We start from the raw sequence: 17,967 nt of genomic DNA, 5'->3' as shown, positions 1-17,967 counted from the left end.
GACGCACCGCTGGTGTACCAGTTGTCTTGCCAAAGGCATCGCTGGGTAGCTATGTGCGGACGGGATAAGTGCTGAAAGCATCTAAGCATGAAGCCCCCCTCAAGATGAGATTTCCCATAGCGTCAAGCTAGTAAGATCCCTGAAAGATGATCAGGTTGATAGGTCAGAGGTGGAAGCGTGGTGACACGTGGAGCTGACTGATACTAATCGATCGAGGACTTAACCAAATAGAAAAGCGGAGGCGACTGTTCAACTTCGACCGACGTTGGAGAGCCGGCACTGCAAATCCTGGTTTTGGATTTGTAGGGACGGATCGAAACGGCCGAGAAGTTAGGAGCCGCAGCTAGCCAAGTCTATAGGCAAACTCGTTTTTACTTATTCTTCTATAATTATCTAGTTTTGAGAGAACGAACTCTCAAATATCAAAATGCGCCCGTAGCTCAATTGGATAGAGCGTCTGACTACGGATCAGAAGGTTATGGGTTCGACTCCTTTCGGGCGCGTTAATAATATAATATCTATTAAATGAAAAGCAGTGTTCCAATAGTGAACTACTGCTTTTTTATTTTAGTGTAAAAATTTATTAATAATAATGCTGCTTTAGATATTTGACATCTTTTATTTCCTTGCTTCACCCATTAAAATAAGTCTTTATTCAGCGATTCGAAACTTTCCTTATAATAATTCTCCTCTTCACTAATAAAAACATCTAAATCATAAACTGGGTTTTCAATTTTATTTAAACTTTCTTAATTGAGTTAATTTCATAATTGTTTTTTTGAATTATTAGGCTAACCGAATTTTTATTACTATTTTTAAAAAATTAGGCAGCCAATTTTATTTCTTTCATTTGCTTGTTGATTCGATCTACAGCCAGTTTTGTTGCGTTGTACACAAGAGTAAATGAAACCAACCAAAAGGTATTTTTACCTTCACTATTTTTCTTAATGCCCCAATTGGGCTCCAACGGAGCCTCGGATTGTAAGGTCTCTAAGCTAATGGGCAATTGGGCTTCTATTGTCTTTTCGTAAATGGACTTTTGATTTTCTCTTTCTTGTACTTCTAATTTAAACGCTTCTTGTTCAGCCTTTGGTTTGCGTCCGCGCTTTTTTTGGTTCTTGCTTAGGCTTCTTTTCTTGTGGGGTTGAACGGTCTCTAGACTCAAAATGAGTCGCATCGATTGCCACAGACTCATCACAAACAAAACCGAAAAAACTGCTTCAAAACGTTTAGAAGGTTCTAATTCATAAAAATCCTGCATGTCAAACAGGCTTCCTTGTCGTATAATAGACATGGGAGACAACCTCTTTTCTATTCATGTAATGTTTGTTTGGTCACTTACATTATACAAGAATTTGGGGAGGTACTCCTTTTTCTATGCCTTGAAACGCTTGGAAGACATGGGGTTAGAATTATGAAATTCATTCAATTAAATAACACTACGAAGCCATCAACAATGAACTAGAAAAAGGAAAGCTAAACAGTGGAAATGGTGACAGGCACCACCCTGGTATTCCTAAAATTCTTTAGAAATAGAAGAAACAGGCTGTAATGAAAAATGTTCAAATTTTGTGATTAGAGTTCATATTTCCGCCTGAGAGTCCATTTTGCCTTGTGAACAAGGAGGATATTTCCGTATCCTCACTAATTGAGTCATATACACATAAATTTCCTTTTATCCCTTGAAATTCATTTCTCACATGTTAGTATAAAGACATTGAAAAACAAGAACAAAATTACGAACAACGGGAGAGATTGCATGCTTGATAAAAAGACAATAGCTTTTATAGGGGCGGGATCAATGGCTGAGGCAATGATTTCAGGAATTGTTACTGCTAAAAAAGTTCCAGCTAATCAAATCATTGTTACCAATAGAAGGAACAAACAAAGATTAGTAGAACTGCAAAATGATTACGGAATTGTTGGTGTATCTCATGACGACCTTAATTTTGACCTTATTGATATCATCATCCTCGCAATGAAACCAAAAGATGTAGAAACCTCATTAGAAACCATTAGCCGTATACTCAATCCTAATCAGGTGATTCTCTCTGTTATAGCAGGTGTATCGACAGAGTTTATTGAGCAGGCATTACCTTCTGGCCAACAGATTATAAGGGTTATGCCAAATACATCTAGTAAGATTGGAGAATCTGCTACAGCCATTTCCGCAGGGAAGCATGCCACAAATGCAAATATTTCACTAGCCATCAAATTGCTTCAAGCCATCGGTGAGGTGTATGTGATAACTGAAGAAAATATGGATGTGTTTACAGGTATTGCTGGAAGCGGTCCCGCTTATTTTTATTACTTAATGGAACAAATGGAAAAAGAAGGGGTAAAGGCGGGCATAAAGATAGAAACTGTACGGGAGATCATTGCTCAAACCTTGTTGGGAGCAGCAAAAATGGTACAAAGTCAATCGGTATCCCCAAAGGTACTCAGAGAAAATGTAACATCACCCAACGGAACAACAGAGGCAGGAATAAATGTACTAAAGGAGCAGGGTGGAGGAAGGGCAATTGCTCAGGCTATCAATCAGGCAGCATGTCGTTCGAGGGAAATTAGTAAGGAATTAGGAAGATCATTGAAGATTTAAACAAAAGGGTTTTAAAAGTGTGAACTAGCATATGTATGCAATTAATTATTTGAATATTCAATCTATTTTGAAGGTGGAGTGATTAGATGATTCCGAGCCCTAAGCTTCAGCAACGGGTTGTGATTAAAATTGGAAGTAGTTCTTTAACTAGTCGAAATGGTGAAATTAGTTGGAGAAAACTTGAACGAATTACAGATGAAATTGTGTACTTAAGGGATTTAGGCCATGAAGTGGTACTCGTTTCTTCTGGGGCAGTGGCAGCAGGTTACCGAAAACTAGGGTGTCTTGAACGCCCCACTACCTTGCCGCAAAAGCAGGCTGCGGCTGCCATTGGCCAGGGATTATTAATGGAGTCCTATTCCAAACTATTTTTGTCCCATGGATATGTAGCGGCTCAAATATTAATAACAAGAAGTGATTTTCTAAATGAAAATAGTTATATAAATGTCCGAAATACGCTAAATGTCTTATTACAGAGAGGTATTATCCCAATCGTCAATGAAAACGACACGGTCACGATTGACCGGTTAAAATTTGGAGACAATGATAGACTCTCAGCGAAAGTCGCTGGATTAATAGATGCTGATCAGTTAGTGATTTTATCGGATATTGATGGTTTGTACGATGCTGATCCAACTAGTGACAGCAATGCTAAACTTCTTAAATCTGTTAGCAAAATTACCCCAGAAATTGAAGCGGCAGCAGGTGGATCTGGAAGTGTTGTCGGTACAGGAGGAATGAAATCTAAAATTGAGGCAGTGAAAATTGCAATGGCTTCAGGGATCACGACCTATTTAGGGAATGCTTCTCTAGAAAATGGAGTTAGGGATGCGATTTTAGGTAAGGCAAAAGGCACGTATTTTAAGGGGAAAACACCATCACAAAATTTAAATCAAAAGAAAAAATGGATTGCCTTTAATTCTGGCCCTGAAGGAGAAATCCTTATCAGTCAAGAGGCAAAACATAGAATTATAGAAAAAAATCAATGTTTATCACCCTTAGGGGTTCGGAAGGTGAAGGGACGTTTTAAAAAAGGAGCAGTGATAAAGGTAAACGATACCAGCGGCAATCAAATTGGACTTGGGATCGTAAAAGTATCCTCCAAAGAATTAACTCAACTACTTGAATACCATCCTGACTCGAGAAGTATCCCAAAAACAGTTGTGGAAACAGAAGACTTTGTTTGTATGGTGGATCTTCCTTCTTTTGAAGGAATCTCCTATTAGCTATAAATAACAAAGGAAGACACATTTAAATTAAAGGAGGAATTGGGTGTTCATAAATAAAGAAAAGCTGACAGTTGAGGATCAGGCGATTTTGGCAAAAAAGGCAGCGAAACAGACAGGCCTTTTATCAACAGAAGAGAAAAATAAGGCTCTACTTAAATTAGCCGATATGTTAGAAGCCCATACTGAGTTTATTCTAGCAGAAAATAAAACCGACTTATTGACTGGTCGTGAACAAGGTGTTGATGAAGCCTTTTTGGATCGGCTAGCCCTAACAAGAAAAAGGATTGTCGATTTTTCCAATGGTCTTCGTGAGGTTGCGAAGCTGGAAGATCCAACGGGAAAGATACTTTCAAGCAGTATCCTGCCCAATGGTTTAAAGGTGGAAAAGGTGTCAGTCCCTTTAGGAGTCATAGGGATGATCTATGAAGCAAGACCCAACGTAACCGTAGATGCGACTGGCCTTGCTCTAAAAGCCGGAAACGCAATAGTTCTAAAAGGTGGATCCTCTGCACTTCATTCTAACAAAGCGATTGTCGAAGTGATGCACAAGGCACTCACGGAAACAAAGGTACCGAAAGAAGCCGTTCAATTTATAGAAAGTACGAATCGTGAAGCTGCACAACAGCTGTTTACGATGAAAGAACATATAGATGTTCTAATTCCCCGTGGTGGTGGTTCGCTGATTCGTTCTGTGGTGAATAATGCCACTGTACCGGTGCTAGAAACCGGTGTCGGTAATTGCCATTTATATATTGATGAAGAGGCGGACTCAGCAAAAGCATTGGCCATACTGGTAAATGCTAAAACTGAACGTCCTGCTGTTTGTAATGCCATTGAAACAGTTATTATTCATCGGGAATGGCTGACTAAATATAAAGATGAACTTATCAAGACGCTATTCAAGCATTCCATTACGGTTCATGGAGATCCTTCGGCATTATCCATTATTCCCGATGCTTTACCAGCGGAAGAAGGGGATTGGGCTAATGAGTATCTGAGTTTGGATATTGCCATGAAAGTGGTTGACAATGTTGAGGAAGCGATTGAACATATAGAAAAATATGGAACTAAGCACTCGGAAGCAATCATTACAGAAAACAAGGAAACAGCTCAATATTTTATGAAGCAAGTCGATGCGTCTGCCCTTTACCATAATGCGTCCACTCGATTTACGGATGGAGGTGCTTTAGGCTTCGGAGCAGAAATTGGTATTTCTACACAAAAGCTTCATGCACGCGGGCCAATGGGTTTACCTGCGCTAACGACAATTAAATATTTGATGGTTGGTAACGGGCAAACCAGATAATGTGAATGTTTTTATTAAAAAACTTGCAGGGAGGTGATAAAAATGGATTTCTCATTGACAGAAGCCACTTGGGCCTGGTTAATGGTTCCAATGCCGACAATAATAATCATTTGTGTGGTTTCTTATTTCGCAGAAAAGGAGAGGGTTAATTCATGAGTATAAATGTACCAACGTTAATTTCAATCATTATTTACTTAATTGGTATGTGGATTATTGGTTATGTTGCGGCTAAAATGACTAAAAATCTATCAGACTATGTATTAGGAGGAAGGCGTCTAGGTGCCGGAGTAGCGGCACTAAGTGCAGGTTCATCAGATATGAGCGGCTGGTTGATGCTTGGACTTCCAGGAGCCATGTATTTGAGCGGATTCGGTTCTATTTGGCTTCCAATTGGTTTAGCAATCGGCGCCTATCTTAACTGGCAATTTATTGCGAAACCACTTCGAGTTTATACAAAGGTTGCGAATGATTCCATTACAGTACCTGATTTTTTTGAAAATCGGTTTCATGATTCATCTAAAATTTTACGAGTAGTTTCAGCCATAGTAATCCTTGTATTTTTTACATTCTATACATCCTCAAGCCTCGTCGGTGGAGCGATTTTATTAGAAAAATCCTTTGGTATGAACTATATTCTTGCCCTTTGGATTGGTGCCGCAGTCATTGTTTCCTATACATTCTTTGGCGGGTTCTTAGCAGCCAGCTGGACCGATTTTTTTCAAGGCATCTTGATGTTCTTAGCCTTAATCATAATCCCTTTTGTGGCTATTCATGAGCTGGGGGGCTGGCATGACACAGTTCAAAAAATAGGAAACATAGGTACATCCTATTTGAATGTGTATTCAGGCGCCACTGCCGTTGGGGTAATTTCTTTATTGGCATGGGGATTAGGCTATTTTGGGCAGCCTCACATAATTGTCCGCTTTATGGGAATTAAATCAACCAAGGAAATTCCAAAGGCCCGATTGATTGGAATGGGCTGGATGATTATATCCTTATTTGGTGCAATGTTTATTGGTTTTGCCGGTATAGCTTACTTTGCTGATGCTCCCCTTAAAAACTCAGAAACGGTATTTATCATGTTTTCCCAGGTCTTATTTAATCCATGGGTTTCGGGATTTTTACTTGCAGCCATTCTCTCAGCAATCATGAGTACAGTCGACTCACAATTACTCGTTTCTTCAAGTGCTTTGGCACAGGATTTTTATAAATCCATCTTTAGAAGAAATGCTTCCAAAAAGGAAGAAATGATTGTTGGTAGAATTGCTGTTCTAGGTATTGCAATTATTGCAATCCTTTTAGGTTATGATCCTAATAGTAAGGTCCTTGAGTTGGTAGGGTATGCCTGGGCTGGCTTTGGAGCAGCGTTTGGACCTGTGATCATATTAAGCTTGTTTTGGAAACGTATGACACGAAACGGCGCCCTTGCTGGTATCATTGTCGGTTCGGTTACGGTAATTGTGTGGGCAAAATTGTCAGGTGGAATTTTTGACCTGTATGAACTTGCACCAGGTTTTCTGCTTGGAGGCATTTCTATTGTAATTGTTAGTCTCCTTGGTCGTGCCCCATCAAAAATAATAATAGAAGAATTCAAAACATATCGCTCAAAACTGAAACAGGTCTAATCAACAGAAAACTGAACATCTGAAAACGACTCCGGCAGTCTGCCGGAGTTTTCACCATTCATAAGGGATTACACTTTCACTTTTTGTTTATAAGTGATAGTGTAAATTTTGAATATACATAATGGAGTTGACTAGTTTGAGTCGGATGTTTGCTAAAGGGTACGACTTTTTTATGCGTCCTTTAGAAAAAAGGAAGTTTAAAGAGATTCGTAAGGAGCTTTTAGGTAAGGCTAATGGCTGTGTTCTGGAGATTGGGGCTGGAACGGGTATTAATTTTCCTCTATATAAATCGGTTGAAAAGGTAATAGCCATTGAACCTAGTACATATATGATGGAAAAGTCACAAGAGAAACTGAAACAATCCTCAGTAAACATTGAACTGGTACAAGTAGGTGCAGAAAGGCTTCCTTTTCCTGATGATAGTTTTGATACGGTCGTCGCTACACTTGTACTATGTACGATACCAAATCCTGATCAAGCAATGATTGAGATGATTAGAGTATGTAAGCCGGGTGGTAAATTACTGTTTTTTGAGCATGTAAAAATGGATAACCAAATTTTAGCTGGATTACAGGAATTTTTAACACCCGCTTGGAAAAAGATTTGTGACGGATGCTGCCTAAACCGTGATACCCTGACCTTGTTAAAAAATAATGATCTTATCTTAAATGAAATAAAAGGCTATTATAAAGGGTTATTTCTAACGATAGAGGGAAAAAAACCAAAATCTACCATCTATAAAAGTTTCCCTGATGGGGATTAAAACATTAGCCTGCAAATGATATATCCTTCGGATCGATAATCTTTTGTATAAATAGCCCTGTTAAGTTAACGCTATAGTTTAACATCGGATTGTAAAAGGAGACCTCACTGTGAAGACATATGAAATAACCAATATGATTATCGATGACGATTTTGATGTAGAAGAATATGTGACAGCAGAATTTGTACAACATGGAAAAAACTATAGCATTACATTTAAAAAAGCTGATCTAGAAATCATCAATTGCTGGGTTTACGAAGATGGCACCTCACTGCCGGCTAACATACCAGAGGAAATTATTGAATCAATTAGAGAAGATATAAAAAAGAAGATTTAATTAAAAAAGACATGACTTATTTCAACTAGAATAAATCACGTCTTTTGTTATGGCCTAATAATGTTTTCTTCTTATTCTGCCAAAAATTATGCATCATTATATTGCATGAATCGAATGACTTCAGGATAATTTGGAAAAGATAGAATCGAGGTGAATGGAATGGCTAATGCAAAATTAGGTGATATTATTACATTTAAACGAGATGGAGAAAGTCACGAGGGGACTGTTTCCGGGGTACGGGAAAATTCGGTGATTGTCCAATACGGCTATTCAAAAGAGAAGGATGAGCCACTTACAACAATCGTTAACCATAAGAATTACAAAATAAAAAAAGAGTCTAAATAATAGTTTACGAAAAATGCAGTGTGGCTTGCCCATACTGCATTTTTTATTAAAATTAAATTGTTAAAATTTGGTAAAATTACCAAAAATAATTTACTTCTTAATTGGGAACAAGTATAATCAATTTGAACTTAGTGATTCATAAGTTCTAGTTTACAGCAGGTCTTTTTTACTAATTCTTCTGCCTATCTCCTACCAGTATCTTCAATTATCTACATACGAAAAAAACGCACTTTCTTAAAACAATTAAAAGGGGGAAAACTGAATATGACGTGGTTTACAAAGTGGTCGTTCCGAAATAAAGCCGCGGTCTCACTAACCACAGTATTAATCCTAATGATGGGAATCGTGAGTTACTTTACTTTGCCGATGGAGTTTCTGCCCACAGCTGATAATCCTCAGGTAACCGTCGTAGTATTGGGGCAAGGGACAGATGTTGCTACAATGACAGATACAGTCACCTCACCAATAGAACAATCGGTAACAGCCGTCAAGGGGAAAAGTGAGATTTATTCTACCACGGGTGACGGGTTCTCAAAAGTGGATATCATGTTTGAGGCTGGCACCGATATGAAGCAAGCTGCTGCGGATGTCCAAAAAGCGATGGATGGCCTGCAGCTTCCAGAAGGGACTAATAAACCGATCGTTGTACAGTTAAATACAGATATGATCCCAATTGCCGATATATCGGTTACATTTGATGACGGTATTACGAAAGAAAATATTAAACTAGCTGATGAAAAAATATTTCCCGCACTTAAGCAAGTGAAAGGTGTAGGAAGCGTTGCGATGTACGGAAGAGGAGTAAATGAAGTTTCCGTTGAACTGGACCAAGCCAAGCTCAAGCAATATAATCTGCCAGCAGAAGCCATACTGGCAGCTTTACAAGGCCAGAACATGGCTGCAGCAGTCGGTCAAAAAACCATCGACGGAAAGACGAGTAATATCAAAGTAGTTGGAACGCTTGAAGGTCTTGAGGAGCTAAAGAATCTTTCAGTCATCCAAGACATAAAACTCGGGGATGTAGCCAAAATTGAAAAGGCCAGCCAAGAGGATCATATAACCCGTGTCAACGGTGAAGATGCTTTGCTCGCTATTATCACAAAGGAAAGTAATGCAAGCGCGGTATCAATTGTGAAGGACGTAAGGGAACAGGTAAAAGAACTATCAAAAAAATATGAGAATGCTAATGTTAGTGTCTTCTATTCTACTGCGGATATGGTAGTCAATTCTGTAACCAGTATGATAAAAGAGGTACTATTAGGGGCTTTATTTGCAACGATCGTTATCATGTTCTTCTTACGAAACATCCGGTCAACCTTTATTACCATCGTTTCGATCCCATTGTCATTGTGCTTAACACTCTTTTTACTTGGAAGGTCTGGAATCACCCTAAATATCCTGACAATCGGCGGTGTGGCTGTAGCTGTCGGACGATTAGTCGATGACAGCATTGTTGTAATTGAAAACATCTTCCGCAAAATGCAGAAGGAGGATTTTTCGATTAATCTTGTGATAGAAGCAACGAAAGAAGTTGCTTCTGCGATCACATCTTCCACACTTACAACTGTGGCTGTATTCCTTCCGCTGGGTTTAGTAGGCGCAGGGTTACAAGATTTCTTGCTGCCATTTGCCTTAACCGTGACCTATTCTTTAGTGTCATCCTTGCTCGTTGCGTTAACCGTCGTTCCATTAATGAGTACAGGGCTGCTAAAAACTGCAAAGCTCCCGAAACATAAAACATCAAAGCGGTATGTGTCCATGCTGCGCTGGTCCTTAAACCATAAATGGGTTATTTTACTATCATCTGCTTTATTGTTTTTTGGTTCCATTGGAGCCTATCTCGTAATGCCAAAGGGCGCGGTTGATAGTTCCGATGCTGAGTTAGTGACCGTAACCTTAGATTATCCAAATGAAACCCCCATGAAAAAAGTCCATGATTATACATTGAGATTGGAAAAATACTTGTTAGACCAAAAGGGGCCTAAAGCCATTTATACTCAACTGGGCAATAGTCCGGATGCCGCACAATACGGAGAAGTTGGTTCTCCTACAACAGCAAATTTTACCATTGTTATGAAAAAGAATGCTGAAGCAGAAAAGTTTATTAATCTTGTCAATAACCAAAAAGAAAACTATCCAGGTGCAGAATTAATTGCAGGATCTGGTTCACTAACAGGGGGAAGTTCAACTTCCATTACCATTGATGTGGTTGGTGATAAAATGGCAGATATCGAGTCAGGTGCTGTCATGGTAGAAAACGCCATTAAAGATATTAAAGGGGTAGAAAAAGTAGAAACAAATCAAGAAGAGAAAAAACCCGTTTATACCTTTACTGTCAACTCGGAAACAGCTAAACCGGGTGAAATCATTCAACAGCTTGGCATGATGCTTAACCGTATGCCGATTGGCAGCGTTAATCTTGATGGAACGAATACACCTGTGTATTTAGAGCCGATTCTAAATCCTGCAGCCCAAAAGGACTTAGAAGGGATCATGGTTAAAAATCAGCAGCAATTAGTCCCGATTACATCTGTTGCTAAGCTGAGTGTAGAAAACAAAGCAACCCAGATTCTTCACAAGGGCGGAGATCCCTATCTCAGGGTTACGGCAACCGTTGACCCGAAACAGCTTTCAATTGTATCAGGAAAAATTAATACAAAAATTAATGGGACCAAACCTGGAACAGGATTAAAACTCCCTGGGAATGTAAAGGTATATGTCGGAGGTGCGGCTGTCAGCCAAGCGAATGACTTCACTGACCTTTTCCTAACGATGGCACTATCGATTGGAATCGTTTATTTAATCATGGTCATCACTTTCAAGACGCTGCGTGCACCGCTTGTGATACTATTCTCCTTACCTCTGGCTGCCATTGGGGCGGTTATTGGATTGGTGGTAAGCAGGATTCCAGTTGATATCACGGCCTTGCTTGGTGCATTGATGTTAATAGGTATCGTCGTCACCAATGCGATTGTTTTAATTGATCGAGTGAAGCAGAATGAGGAGAAAATGATTATGCGTGAGGCCATACTTGATGCAGCAAGCACGCGAATCCGTCCGATTTTAATGACCGCCATTGCCACTATTTGTTCCATGCTGCCACTACTTTTTAAGAAGGCAGAAATGGGAAGTCTTGTTTCCCAAAGTCTTGCCATTGTAGTAATTGGTGGATTAGCAGTTTCTACCTTATTAACATTAGTTGTCGTACCGGTAATCTATGAATTATTCCATTTTAAAAAGTCAAAAAATCAAAGATTGGCAAAAGAACAAACGATATCAGGATGATTGTAGGAGGGGGAGTAACATACTCCCTTTTTTTCTGTATAAAACTTATTTATATAATCGGAATTATCGGATATAATAGAATTGTTTAGTTACTAGATTCCTATATTCAGTTTTAAAAAGAGTAAGAGGCATTTGTTAGTTTACATAATTAATTTATTGGAGGCGTTTTAACTTGAAATACAGCTATGTTTCTCATCTTGAGTGCCCAAAATGTCATGAGACTTATTCGGTAGATGAAGTGAATCAACTATGTCGCTGTGGGGCACCGTTACTTGTTCGATACGATCTTAACGAAGTAAAATCTGCTTTTAGAAAAGAGGACCTCAATACTCGTAAAAATAGTTTATGGAGATACCATGAGCTGCTTCCGGTAAAAGACGAAGAAAATATCGTTTCGTTAGATGAAGGAATGACACCGCTCACCCATTTAAGGAAACTGGGCGGACAATACAATCTTACCAATTTGTACATTAAGGATGAAGGGATTATTCCAACAGGTTCCTTTAAAACACGCGGGGCCAGTGTCGGTGTTTCAAAAGCAAAAGAACTTGGCGTGAAACAGTTGGCGATGCCGACGAATGGCAACGCTGGGGCGGCATGGGCCCTTTATTCAGCAAAAGCCGGCATCAAAGCAACGATCGTAATGCCTCAAGATGCACCGAATATTACAAGAAAAGAAGTGGCTGTTTCTGGAGCTGATTTATATTTGGTAAATGGATTAATCAGTGACGCTGGAAAAATTGTCGGCAAGTTAATTGCTGAACAAGGTATCTATGACGCTTCGACATTAAAAGAACCTTACCGTATTGAGGGTAAAAAGACGATGGGATATGAGATTTTAGAACAATTGAATTGGCAAATCCCAGATGTCATTTTATATCCGACTGGCGGTGGTGTAGGAATTATCGGCATTTATAAAGCACTGCTGGAACTTAAAGAAATGGGCTGGATTGAAGCGGACAAGTTCCCACGATTGGTCGCTGTCCAAGCAGAGGGCTGTGCACCAATCGTTAAGGCGTGGCAGGAAGGGAAGAAGGAATCGGAATTCTGGGAGAACTCACAAACAAATGCCTTTGGTATCAACGTTCCGAAAGCACTTGGTGACTTCCTCGTATTAGAGGCCATTTATAAAACAAATGGCTGTGCGATTGCCATTTCAGAAGAAGATCTCTCCGAGGCACAAAAACTAGTGGCTGAATGGGAAGGGAACTTTATCTGTCCGGAAGGTGCGGCAACTTTTGCAGCAGCCCGTATTTTACGAGAGCAGAACTGGATTAACGAAGATGAAACAGTGATCTGCTTAAACACAGGAGCGGGTATTAAATATCCAGAAACCGTTGAAACTAACAATGTAACATTATTACAGCCGGATGATGTGATTAAAGTTTAATTACGAATAAGGAAACCTAGGTATCTTTAACGGATTCCGTTACCATCGCAAACATTAAAAAGTAACTAAAATGAGTGCCAAATTTTATGCTAATTTGTCACTCATTTTTTATTGGTGTAAAGCAATTAGTGCAAAACCACATTGGATGTTGTACTTCTGCGATTTAACCCCACATTTTGATTCTTTTCCATAATCATTTCACCAACTGGATTTCTTCAAACGCTTGGTGAAGGTTGGATTTAATGGTTATCTTGTCTAAATCTATGCCTAGCTTTACAACCGTTTGTGCCACCTCTGGGCGAATTCCAGTAATGGTCGTTTTTACTCCAATTAAAGCTAATGCATTTGTTACCTTGAATAATTGGTGGGCAACCATAGTATCGATAATAAGAACCCCAGAAACGTCCAATATTAAATGATTCAGCCTTAACTTATTCGCCTGTTCCAAAGTTTTATCCATCAACATTGCGGCTCTTTCTGTATCAATGCTCCCAATTAGAGGCAGTACGCCTACTCCAGAAGTCAATGGAATAACTGGAACGGTTAATTCCAAAAGGGCATTTTTGGCGGTTTGTAACGTTTTTTCATAATATCTTACAAATGTTAAGCTAAAATAATAAACTGCATCGTCAAGTAAAGGATCTACTATAGAAATTATTTTAAAAATTGAACCAGTTGTTAAGTTAATCTCCGCTCCAAATTTTTCCACGTAATTCCAAATAAATTTTCTATAAAAACTGGTATCTTTTAGTGCTTCATCTAAGGGTACCCCTAATTTAAAGATAAACGCTCCAGATTCTTCTGCCCATTCTTTTACACGGGCTGTTGTTGTTTGTTCATTATAATTGATTAGAGCTTGTCCAAAGATTCGGATAAATTCTGCTCTAATGCTCAATATCTGCTGTTCAATCTTCTGAAATTCCTTTTTTTGTTCTTCGGTAATTGGTATTCCTGATAGTCTGGTTTCATGTATCTCTTTAGCGATTTCTAATCTATTATTAATTATGCTATCTCCTAAGAACCTTAATTGCTCGTTCATATGTTCCCCCAATAAAAGATATAAATATAGAGTAAGTACCCTCTACACATTAATAATAGAATAGCATAAATTTCCTTATGGTAAATAATTATTTACTTCAAGAAGAAGTTGATATTAAATGGTTTATTTGACCCTAATACGACGCAAAAAATCCAGTTTTACCTACTGGATTTTTTGCGAGTTATGAATAATTGAAAGCCATAAATGACAAGGGCATAGCAAATGCCAGTGAAAAAGATGTGTTTTGGCTTAAAGTTAACTAATTTATATACCTTTAGCTTTTGCAATAACCAATTGACGGGGTAGGCTAGAAATAAATCCATCAACGTATTAGTTAAAAGGTACATCCAAAACTTTCCGAAAGTAAAACGAAAGATCCAGATGGTTCCAACAAAAAAAGGTCCTAAAATAAGGCTCCAGTCGTTAATTATTTTGCTTAGTAGTCCTCCTTTTACTGTCCACCATTTAAAAGGAACTGATAACATTGATTCAATAATAACTATCAATGATGCAAAGGTTGCAACAGGGGTATATTTTTTAAAAATATTTTTTGGGATAAAGTATGCAGTTAACCAAGGAATTAAAAAAAGAACAGTTCTAATTATGGCTGGTAACATTTCAATACTCCTTAGCTCTTTTCTCTTATCTTTCTTTTTGCTGGAAGAAATATACACCTTTTTCCTTATGAATGTAGGACATCGATGAAAAAAAGTGCAGAAAGCGAAAAGGGGCGGTTGTTAAACAAACAATCTGGTTAGTTAAATATAAAATGCACGAAGAAAAAGTGGCATTTGAACCCGCAGCTGCATAGGATGGCAGCAAGCGGAGGTGTCACGAATGAAGAGATGGTTAAAAGCAGTCATTTTGACGTACCTTTCCCTATTGTTTTTTGGCAGTTTTATCCTGGTCGGCATGTTGGGGACCGGTGCGCTGGAAAAATCTCTGCCATTCATTTCTGATATCAAAATCTTTTTGTACTATTTTTTCGCTGGAGCCATTGGCGGCTCGCTCAGACATCTTTATATGTTCTGTACTCACTATATGGAAGACGAGTTAAACGATTATCGAAAATGGATTATGTATATTTTTTATCCGATATTTGCAACAGGTACGGCAGTCGTAGCCGTCACCATTATCCAGAGCGGCATTCTTTTAATTCAATTTACAGATTATCAAGATACTCCATATGCACCGATTAGTATTGCTTTCTTTGTAGGATTTGGATTTAACCGCTTTGTTAAAAAGCTTAACACCGTATCCAAAGATATTTTTCAGACGAATAGCAAAAAAATCAATGCAGCCGAAGAGGCAATTGATGAAACCGAGGAGAACTCTAACGAAAATAGGGAAGACCTCAACGGTTCTACTCATAATAAATAAAAAAGGCCGTCATGTGAAAATCACATGACGGCTAGTTGATTTAATCAATTATTTCTTGTTCCAAACTTAAAATGGCGTACAGTTCATTCAAATCATGGATTTCATAAGTTGGATGAATTCCAGTGTGGTCTGGTTTGCCATCAGGGTTGAACCAACAAGTATCAAGGCCGGCAAGCTGCCCGCCTCTAATATCAGAGCTTAGAGAATCACCGATGATTAAAGCTTGTTCTGGTGCGAAATTTGGAATGCGCTCAAAGACATAATCAAAAAATTCCTTCATTGGTTTTTGAAATCCCGTATCTTCCGAGACGAAAATCTCCTTAAATAACGGGTGGAGACCGGAATCCCGCAATCTTTTATCCTGTGTCTTTGAAACCCCATTTGTAACAATAAATAAATCATAATGACTCTGTAGCGCTGAAACCAATTCAAACGCACCAGTGATTAATTGGTGGCCTTCCTCTAAAAAGCCCCGGTAGTTTTTTTCTAATAAAACACCGTCCGCGATCTGGCCTAATTCCTTAAATAAAAGGGAAAAACGAGTATTGACCACTTCATCCCGGCCGATTTTTCCTTCTTCAAAAGATCGCCACAGCTCTTGATTGATTTTTTTATAGCTTGTTTCGATTTCGTTTGTCAGCAGGATCTTCTGACTCTCAAATAACAGATTTAAGGCTAACGCTTCAGCGGCAGCAAAGTCTAATAACGTATCATCTACATCGAAAAGTAAGGTTTGATATTTTTTCAAGTTTATTTCCCCTTTAAACCATTAATACGGTTTTATTTTACCGTAGAAAAGCGTCTGGTGCCATCGATTAGATTGGAGTACCTCAAAGCGCAGGGTTAATTTAATTATCTTTTAAAAACATGATGCCCGATGACTAGTGTTGTCGCTCTCGAATCAAGCCAGCGGTTTGACGCCGTGTCTGGATTATAGAAAAATAATGAACCAGCTGCTACATAACGTTTTTCATTAATGGCTTCATGAACGGCTCTAATCGAATCCTCATCCGCCGGCTGCTGGATTTCTCCATTTTGGACTGGCTGGAATTGTCCCTTTTGATAAATAACCTCTCTTATAGAATCCGGGAAGGATGAGCTGGCAATTCTATTAAAAACCACACAGGCAACGGCGATTTTTCCTTGAAAAGGTTCACTCTCTGCTTCTGCTCGAACTAATCTAGCAAGTAAATCTAGATCGTTTTCGGAAAATCCTCCGGTTATTTGAGCTGCTGTGGCAGAATGTACGGCATGGCCAACTGCTTTTTGGGGCTGGTCTTTATGTATGTTTTGTTCCGTTTCAGTTTCTTTCTGCTGAGCAGTATGTACAGCTGGTACTATTGAGTTGCCACCCGGTTTATCGGTATGTACGGTTTGTCCAGCATAGATTATATTAAGGTTTTGTATTTGAGGGTTAAGCCTTGCTAATGCTTGCAACGTAAGATTATGGCTTCTAGCAATTCCCGACATCGTGTCACCGCTTTTTATGGTGTAAGCAGAAGCAGGAGAAGTAAATAAAAGCGATGTGATCACAGAAATGGTACTAATAAGTTTTTTCAAAATGATTTCCTCCAGTCGAATTCTCTTAATAATGTCTATTTCTATGAGAGGAATTGCTAGATTAGTATTACAGGACTTTACAGTTGTATTACATAGAATAGAGTTATTTGCTAGAGGGTACCTAACAAATAATGTTGAAAAAAATAGGTCATGCTAAAAGGTGATTGAAATATTGAAGGAAGTGGCTCGGGTGGATCTATTAACTTACACGGAGAATTTCTTAGAATATATAAGAGGATATTTGCTCTTACGAGTGATATTTATGATCATCTCCTTGATGATCATTTCATTTGTGATTAACCGGAGTGTCGATTGGTTTTTCCGAAAGTCTCATCTCTTGGAGGACGAGGTTGAGCAGACCATTCAGGGAGTTATCCGCTCGGCCTTAAAGTACAGCTCTATAACAATTGTGATTGTGTATCTAATCGGGCAATTTATGAATTTAAAAGGCTTGCTTGCAGGTGCAGGGATTGTCGGTGTTATTGTGGGTCTCGCAGCCCAGGAGGTTTTAAAAGATATATTACTAGGGCTGGTTCGGCTGTCCGACCATGAGTTCCGGGTTGGGAATTTTGTCATGTTTAATGGGAATAACTCAGGTACCATCGAGGAGATCGGCATTCGGTTCATGCAAATCCGGGAATGGTCCGGCAAGCTTTTAACGATTCCACATGGGGAAGTCCGAACGATTCAAAATTATAATAAAGGCAAAATGCGTGTGATCGAACGGATGACGGTCAGCTATCAGGAAGATCCGGAGATGATGAAAGAGCTGATGGAGCAAGTTTGCCGTATATGTAATGAAAAATACTCACAATTCCTGCTAAGAATGGAAGACGGGAACCCTGAACAGGAATTTCAATTTATCGGCGTAACAGATCTAAATCCTAATCAAAAATATGTTGGCTATGAGTTATGTATGGCGGGCCTTGTTTGGCCTGAAGATTACTTTGAAGCATCGAGACAGGTCAGGTTTGAATTATTAAAGGTGTTTCATGAACATCAGGTAAATATGCCAGGAATGGTTCTTTACAATGAGAGCGTGCCAGAACAGAATCTGCCCGGCAAAGTATGAGTTTTGTGACGGGACTAATGGTATAAGGCGGAAAAAA

General features: G+C 38.9%; 15 protein-coding genes, 1 tRNA gene, 1 rRNA gene and 1 pseudogene. 13 read left to right on the top strand and 5 right to left on the bottom strand.

Features of this window, described 5'->3' with window-relative positions; translation table 11 throughout:
* A 23S ribosomal RNA gene (locus tag GXK58_RS24595) occupies positions 1–227 on the top strand; the annotation flags it as partial.
* A 202-nt stretch (positions 228–429) separates the two neighbouring features.
* Positions 430–503, top strand: a tRNA-Arg gene (locus GXK58_RS24590).
* 410 nt (positions 504–913) lie between these two features.
* Here GXK58_RS24590 and GXK58_RS24585 read toward each other — a convergent pair.
* Positions 914–1,214, bottom strand: a pseudogene (locus GXK58_RS24585) (IS5/IS1182 family transposase); the annotation flags it as partial.
* A 545-nt stretch (positions 1,215–1,759) separates the two neighbouring features.
* On the opposite strand from GXK58_RS24585, the gene proC reads away from it, so the two are divergent.
* The 9 genes from proC (at position 1,760) to GXK58_RS24540 (ending at position 12,879) form a co-directional block, all read left to right on the top strand.
* On the top strand, positions 1,760–2,599 hold the full coding sequence (gene proC, locus GXK58_RS24580) for a pyrroline-5-carboxylate reductase (RefSeq protein ID WP_160725807.1): 840 nt from the start codon (positions 1,760–1,762) through the stop codon (positions 2,597–2,599).
* A gap of 86 nt (positions 2,600–2,685) precedes the next feature.
* Complete coding sequence (gene proB, locus GXK58_RS24575; RefSeq protein WP_160725806.1) at positions 2,686–3,825, top strand: glutamate 5-kinase; 1,140 nt, start codon at positions 2,686–2,688, stop codon at positions 3,823–3,825.
* Positions 3,826–3,871: 46 nt separating this feature from the next.
* Positions 3,872–5,134 carry a glutamate-5-semialdehyde dehydrogenase gene (locus GXK58_RS24570; RefSeq protein ID WP_160725805.1) on the top strand — a complete coding sequence of 421 codons (1,263 nt, stop codon included), beginning with the start codon at positions 3,872–3,874 and terminating at the stop codon, positions 5,132–5,134.
* A gap of 152 nt (positions 5,135–5,286) precedes the next feature.
* Positions 5,287–6,759: a sodium/proline symporter PutP gene (gene putP / locus GXK58_RS24565; RefSeq protein WP_160725804.1), complete on the top strand. Its 1,473-nt coding sequence runs from the start codon at positions 5,287–5,289 to the stop codon at positions 6,757–6,759.
* A 145-nt stretch (positions 6,760–6,904) separates the two neighbouring features.
* Complete coding sequence (locus GXK58_RS24560; protein WP_337248217.1) at positions 6,905–7,522, top strand: class I SAM-dependent methyltransferase; 618 nt, start codon at positions 6,905–6,907, stop codon at positions 7,520–7,522.
* A gap of 109 nt (positions 7,523–7,631) precedes the next feature.
* Positions 7,632–7,859: a hypothetical protein gene (locus GXK58_RS24555; protein ID WP_160725802.1), complete on the top strand. Its 228-nt coding sequence runs from the start codon at positions 7,632–7,634 to the stop codon at positions 7,857–7,859.
* A gap of 159 nt (positions 7,860–8,018) precedes the next feature.
* Positions 8,019–8,204: a DUF2187 family protein gene (locus tag GXK58_RS24550; protein ID WP_160725801.1), complete on the top strand. Its 186-nt coding sequence runs from the start codon at positions 8,019–8,021 to the stop codon at positions 8,202–8,204.
* Positions 8,205–8,468: 264 nt separating this feature from the next.
* Positions 8,469–11,489: an efflux RND transporter permease subunit gene (locus GXK58_RS24545; RefSeq protein ID WP_160725800.1), complete on the top strand. Its 3,021-nt coding sequence runs from the start codon at positions 8,469–8,471 to the stop codon at positions 11,487–11,489.
* 172 nt (positions 11,490–11,661) lie between these two features.
* Positions 11,662–12,879: a threonine synthase gene (locus GXK58_RS24540; protein ID WP_160725799.1), complete on the top strand. Its 1,218-nt coding sequence runs from the start codon at positions 11,662–11,664 to the stop codon at positions 12,877–12,879.
* A 193-nt stretch (positions 12,880–13,072) separates the two neighbouring features.
* On the opposite strand, the gene GXK58_RS24535 is transcribed toward GXK58_RS24540, so the two are convergent.
* Complete coding sequence (locus tag GXK58_RS24535) at positions 13,073–13,918, bottom strand: STAS domain-containing protein (protein ID WP_160725798.1); 846 nt, start codon at positions 13,916–13,918, stop codon at positions 13,073–13,075.
* A gap of 158 nt (positions 13,919–14,076) precedes the next feature.
* On the bottom strand, positions 14,077–14,535 hold the full coding sequence (locus GXK58_RS24530) for a hypothetical protein (protein ID WP_160725797.1): 459 nt from the start codon (positions 14,533–14,535) through the stop codon (positions 14,077–14,079).
* Between the two features lie 220 nt (positions 14,536–14,755).
* Between GXK58_RS24530 and GXK58_RS24525 the strand changes: the two genes are divergently transcribed.
* Positions 14,756–15,298 carry a hypothetical protein gene (locus GXK58_RS24525; RefSeq protein WP_237389772.1) on the top strand — a complete coding sequence of 181 codons (543 nt, stop codon included), beginning with the start codon at positions 14,756–14,758 and terminating at the stop codon, positions 15,296–15,298.
* 40 nt (positions 15,299–15,338) lie between these two features.
* Here GXK58_RS24525 and GXK58_RS24520 read toward each other — a convergent pair whose 3' ends face one another.
* Together GXK58_RS24520 and GXK58_RS24515 are read right to left on the bottom strand one after the other, a co-directional pair.
* The gene (locus tag GXK58_RS24520; RefSeq protein ID WP_160725796.1) at positions 15,339–16,046 is read right to left on the bottom strand and encodes a YjjG family noncanonical pyrimidine nucleotidase; all 708 of its coding nucleotides are present in this window, start codon (positions 16,044–16,046) and stop codon (positions 15,339–15,341) included.
* Positions 16,047–16,150: 104 nt separating this feature from the next.
* Entirely contained in the window at positions 16,151–16,858 is a 708-nt protein-coding gene (locus GXK58_RS24515) for a cell wall hydrolase (RefSeq protein ID WP_237389771.1), read from the bottom strand.
* Positions 16,859–17,048: 190 nt separating this feature from the next.
* On the opposite strand from GXK58_RS24515, the gene GXK58_RS24510 reads away from it, so the two are divergent.
* A complete protein-coding gene (locus GXK58_RS24510) occupies positions 17,049–17,930 on the top strand; it encodes a mechanosensitive ion channel family protein (protein ID WP_160725809.1) in 882 nt (293 codons plus the stop codon).
* Positions 17,931–17,967: the final 37 nt, after the last annotated feature.

Origin of the sequence: Bacillus sp. USDA818B3_A (assembly GCF_009928415.1) — a bacterium.
Taxonomy (GTDB): Bacteria; Bacillota; Bacilli; order Bacillales; family Cytobacillaceae; genus Neobacillus.
This window is presented reverse-complemented; position numbering and strand designations above follow the sequence as displayed.

Bases quoted from the DNA above. Each gene is read 5' to 3' on its own strand.
- putP (WP_160725804.1), top strand. From the start codon at position 5,287: ATGAGTATAAATGTACCAACGTTAATTTCAATCATTATTTACTTAATT.
- proC (WP_160725807.1), top strand. From the start codon at position 1,760: ATGCTTGATAAAAAGACAATAGCTTTTATAGGGGCGGGATCAATGGCT.
- GXK58_RS24545 (WP_160725800.1), top strand. From the start codon at position 8,469: ATGACGTGGTTTACAAAGTGGTCGTTCCGAAATAAAGCCGCGGTCTCA.
- proB (WP_160725806.1), top strand. From the start codon at position 2,686: ATGATTCCGAGCCCTAAGCTTCAGCAACGGGTTGTGATTAAAATTGGA.
- GXK58_RS24530 (WP_160725797.1), bottom strand. From the start codon at position 14,535: ATGTTACCAGCCATAATTAGAACTGTTCTTTTTTTAATTCCTTGGTTA.
- GXK58_RS24560 (WP_337248217.1), top strand. From the start codon at position 6,905: ATGTTTGCTAAAGGGTACGACTTTTTTATGCGTCCTTTAGAAAAAAGG.
- GXK58_RS24535 (WP_160725798.1), bottom strand. From the start codon at position 13,918: ATGAACGAGCAATTAAGGTTCTTAGGAGATAGCATAATTAATAATAGA.
- GXK58_RS24550 (WP_160725801.1), top strand. From the start codon at position 8,019: ATGGCTAATGCAAAATTAGGTGATATTATTACATTTAAACGAGATGGA.
- GXK58_RS24525 (WP_237389772.1), top strand. From the start codon at position 14,756: ATGAAGAGATGGTTAAAAGCAGTCATTTTGACGTACCTTTCCCTATTG.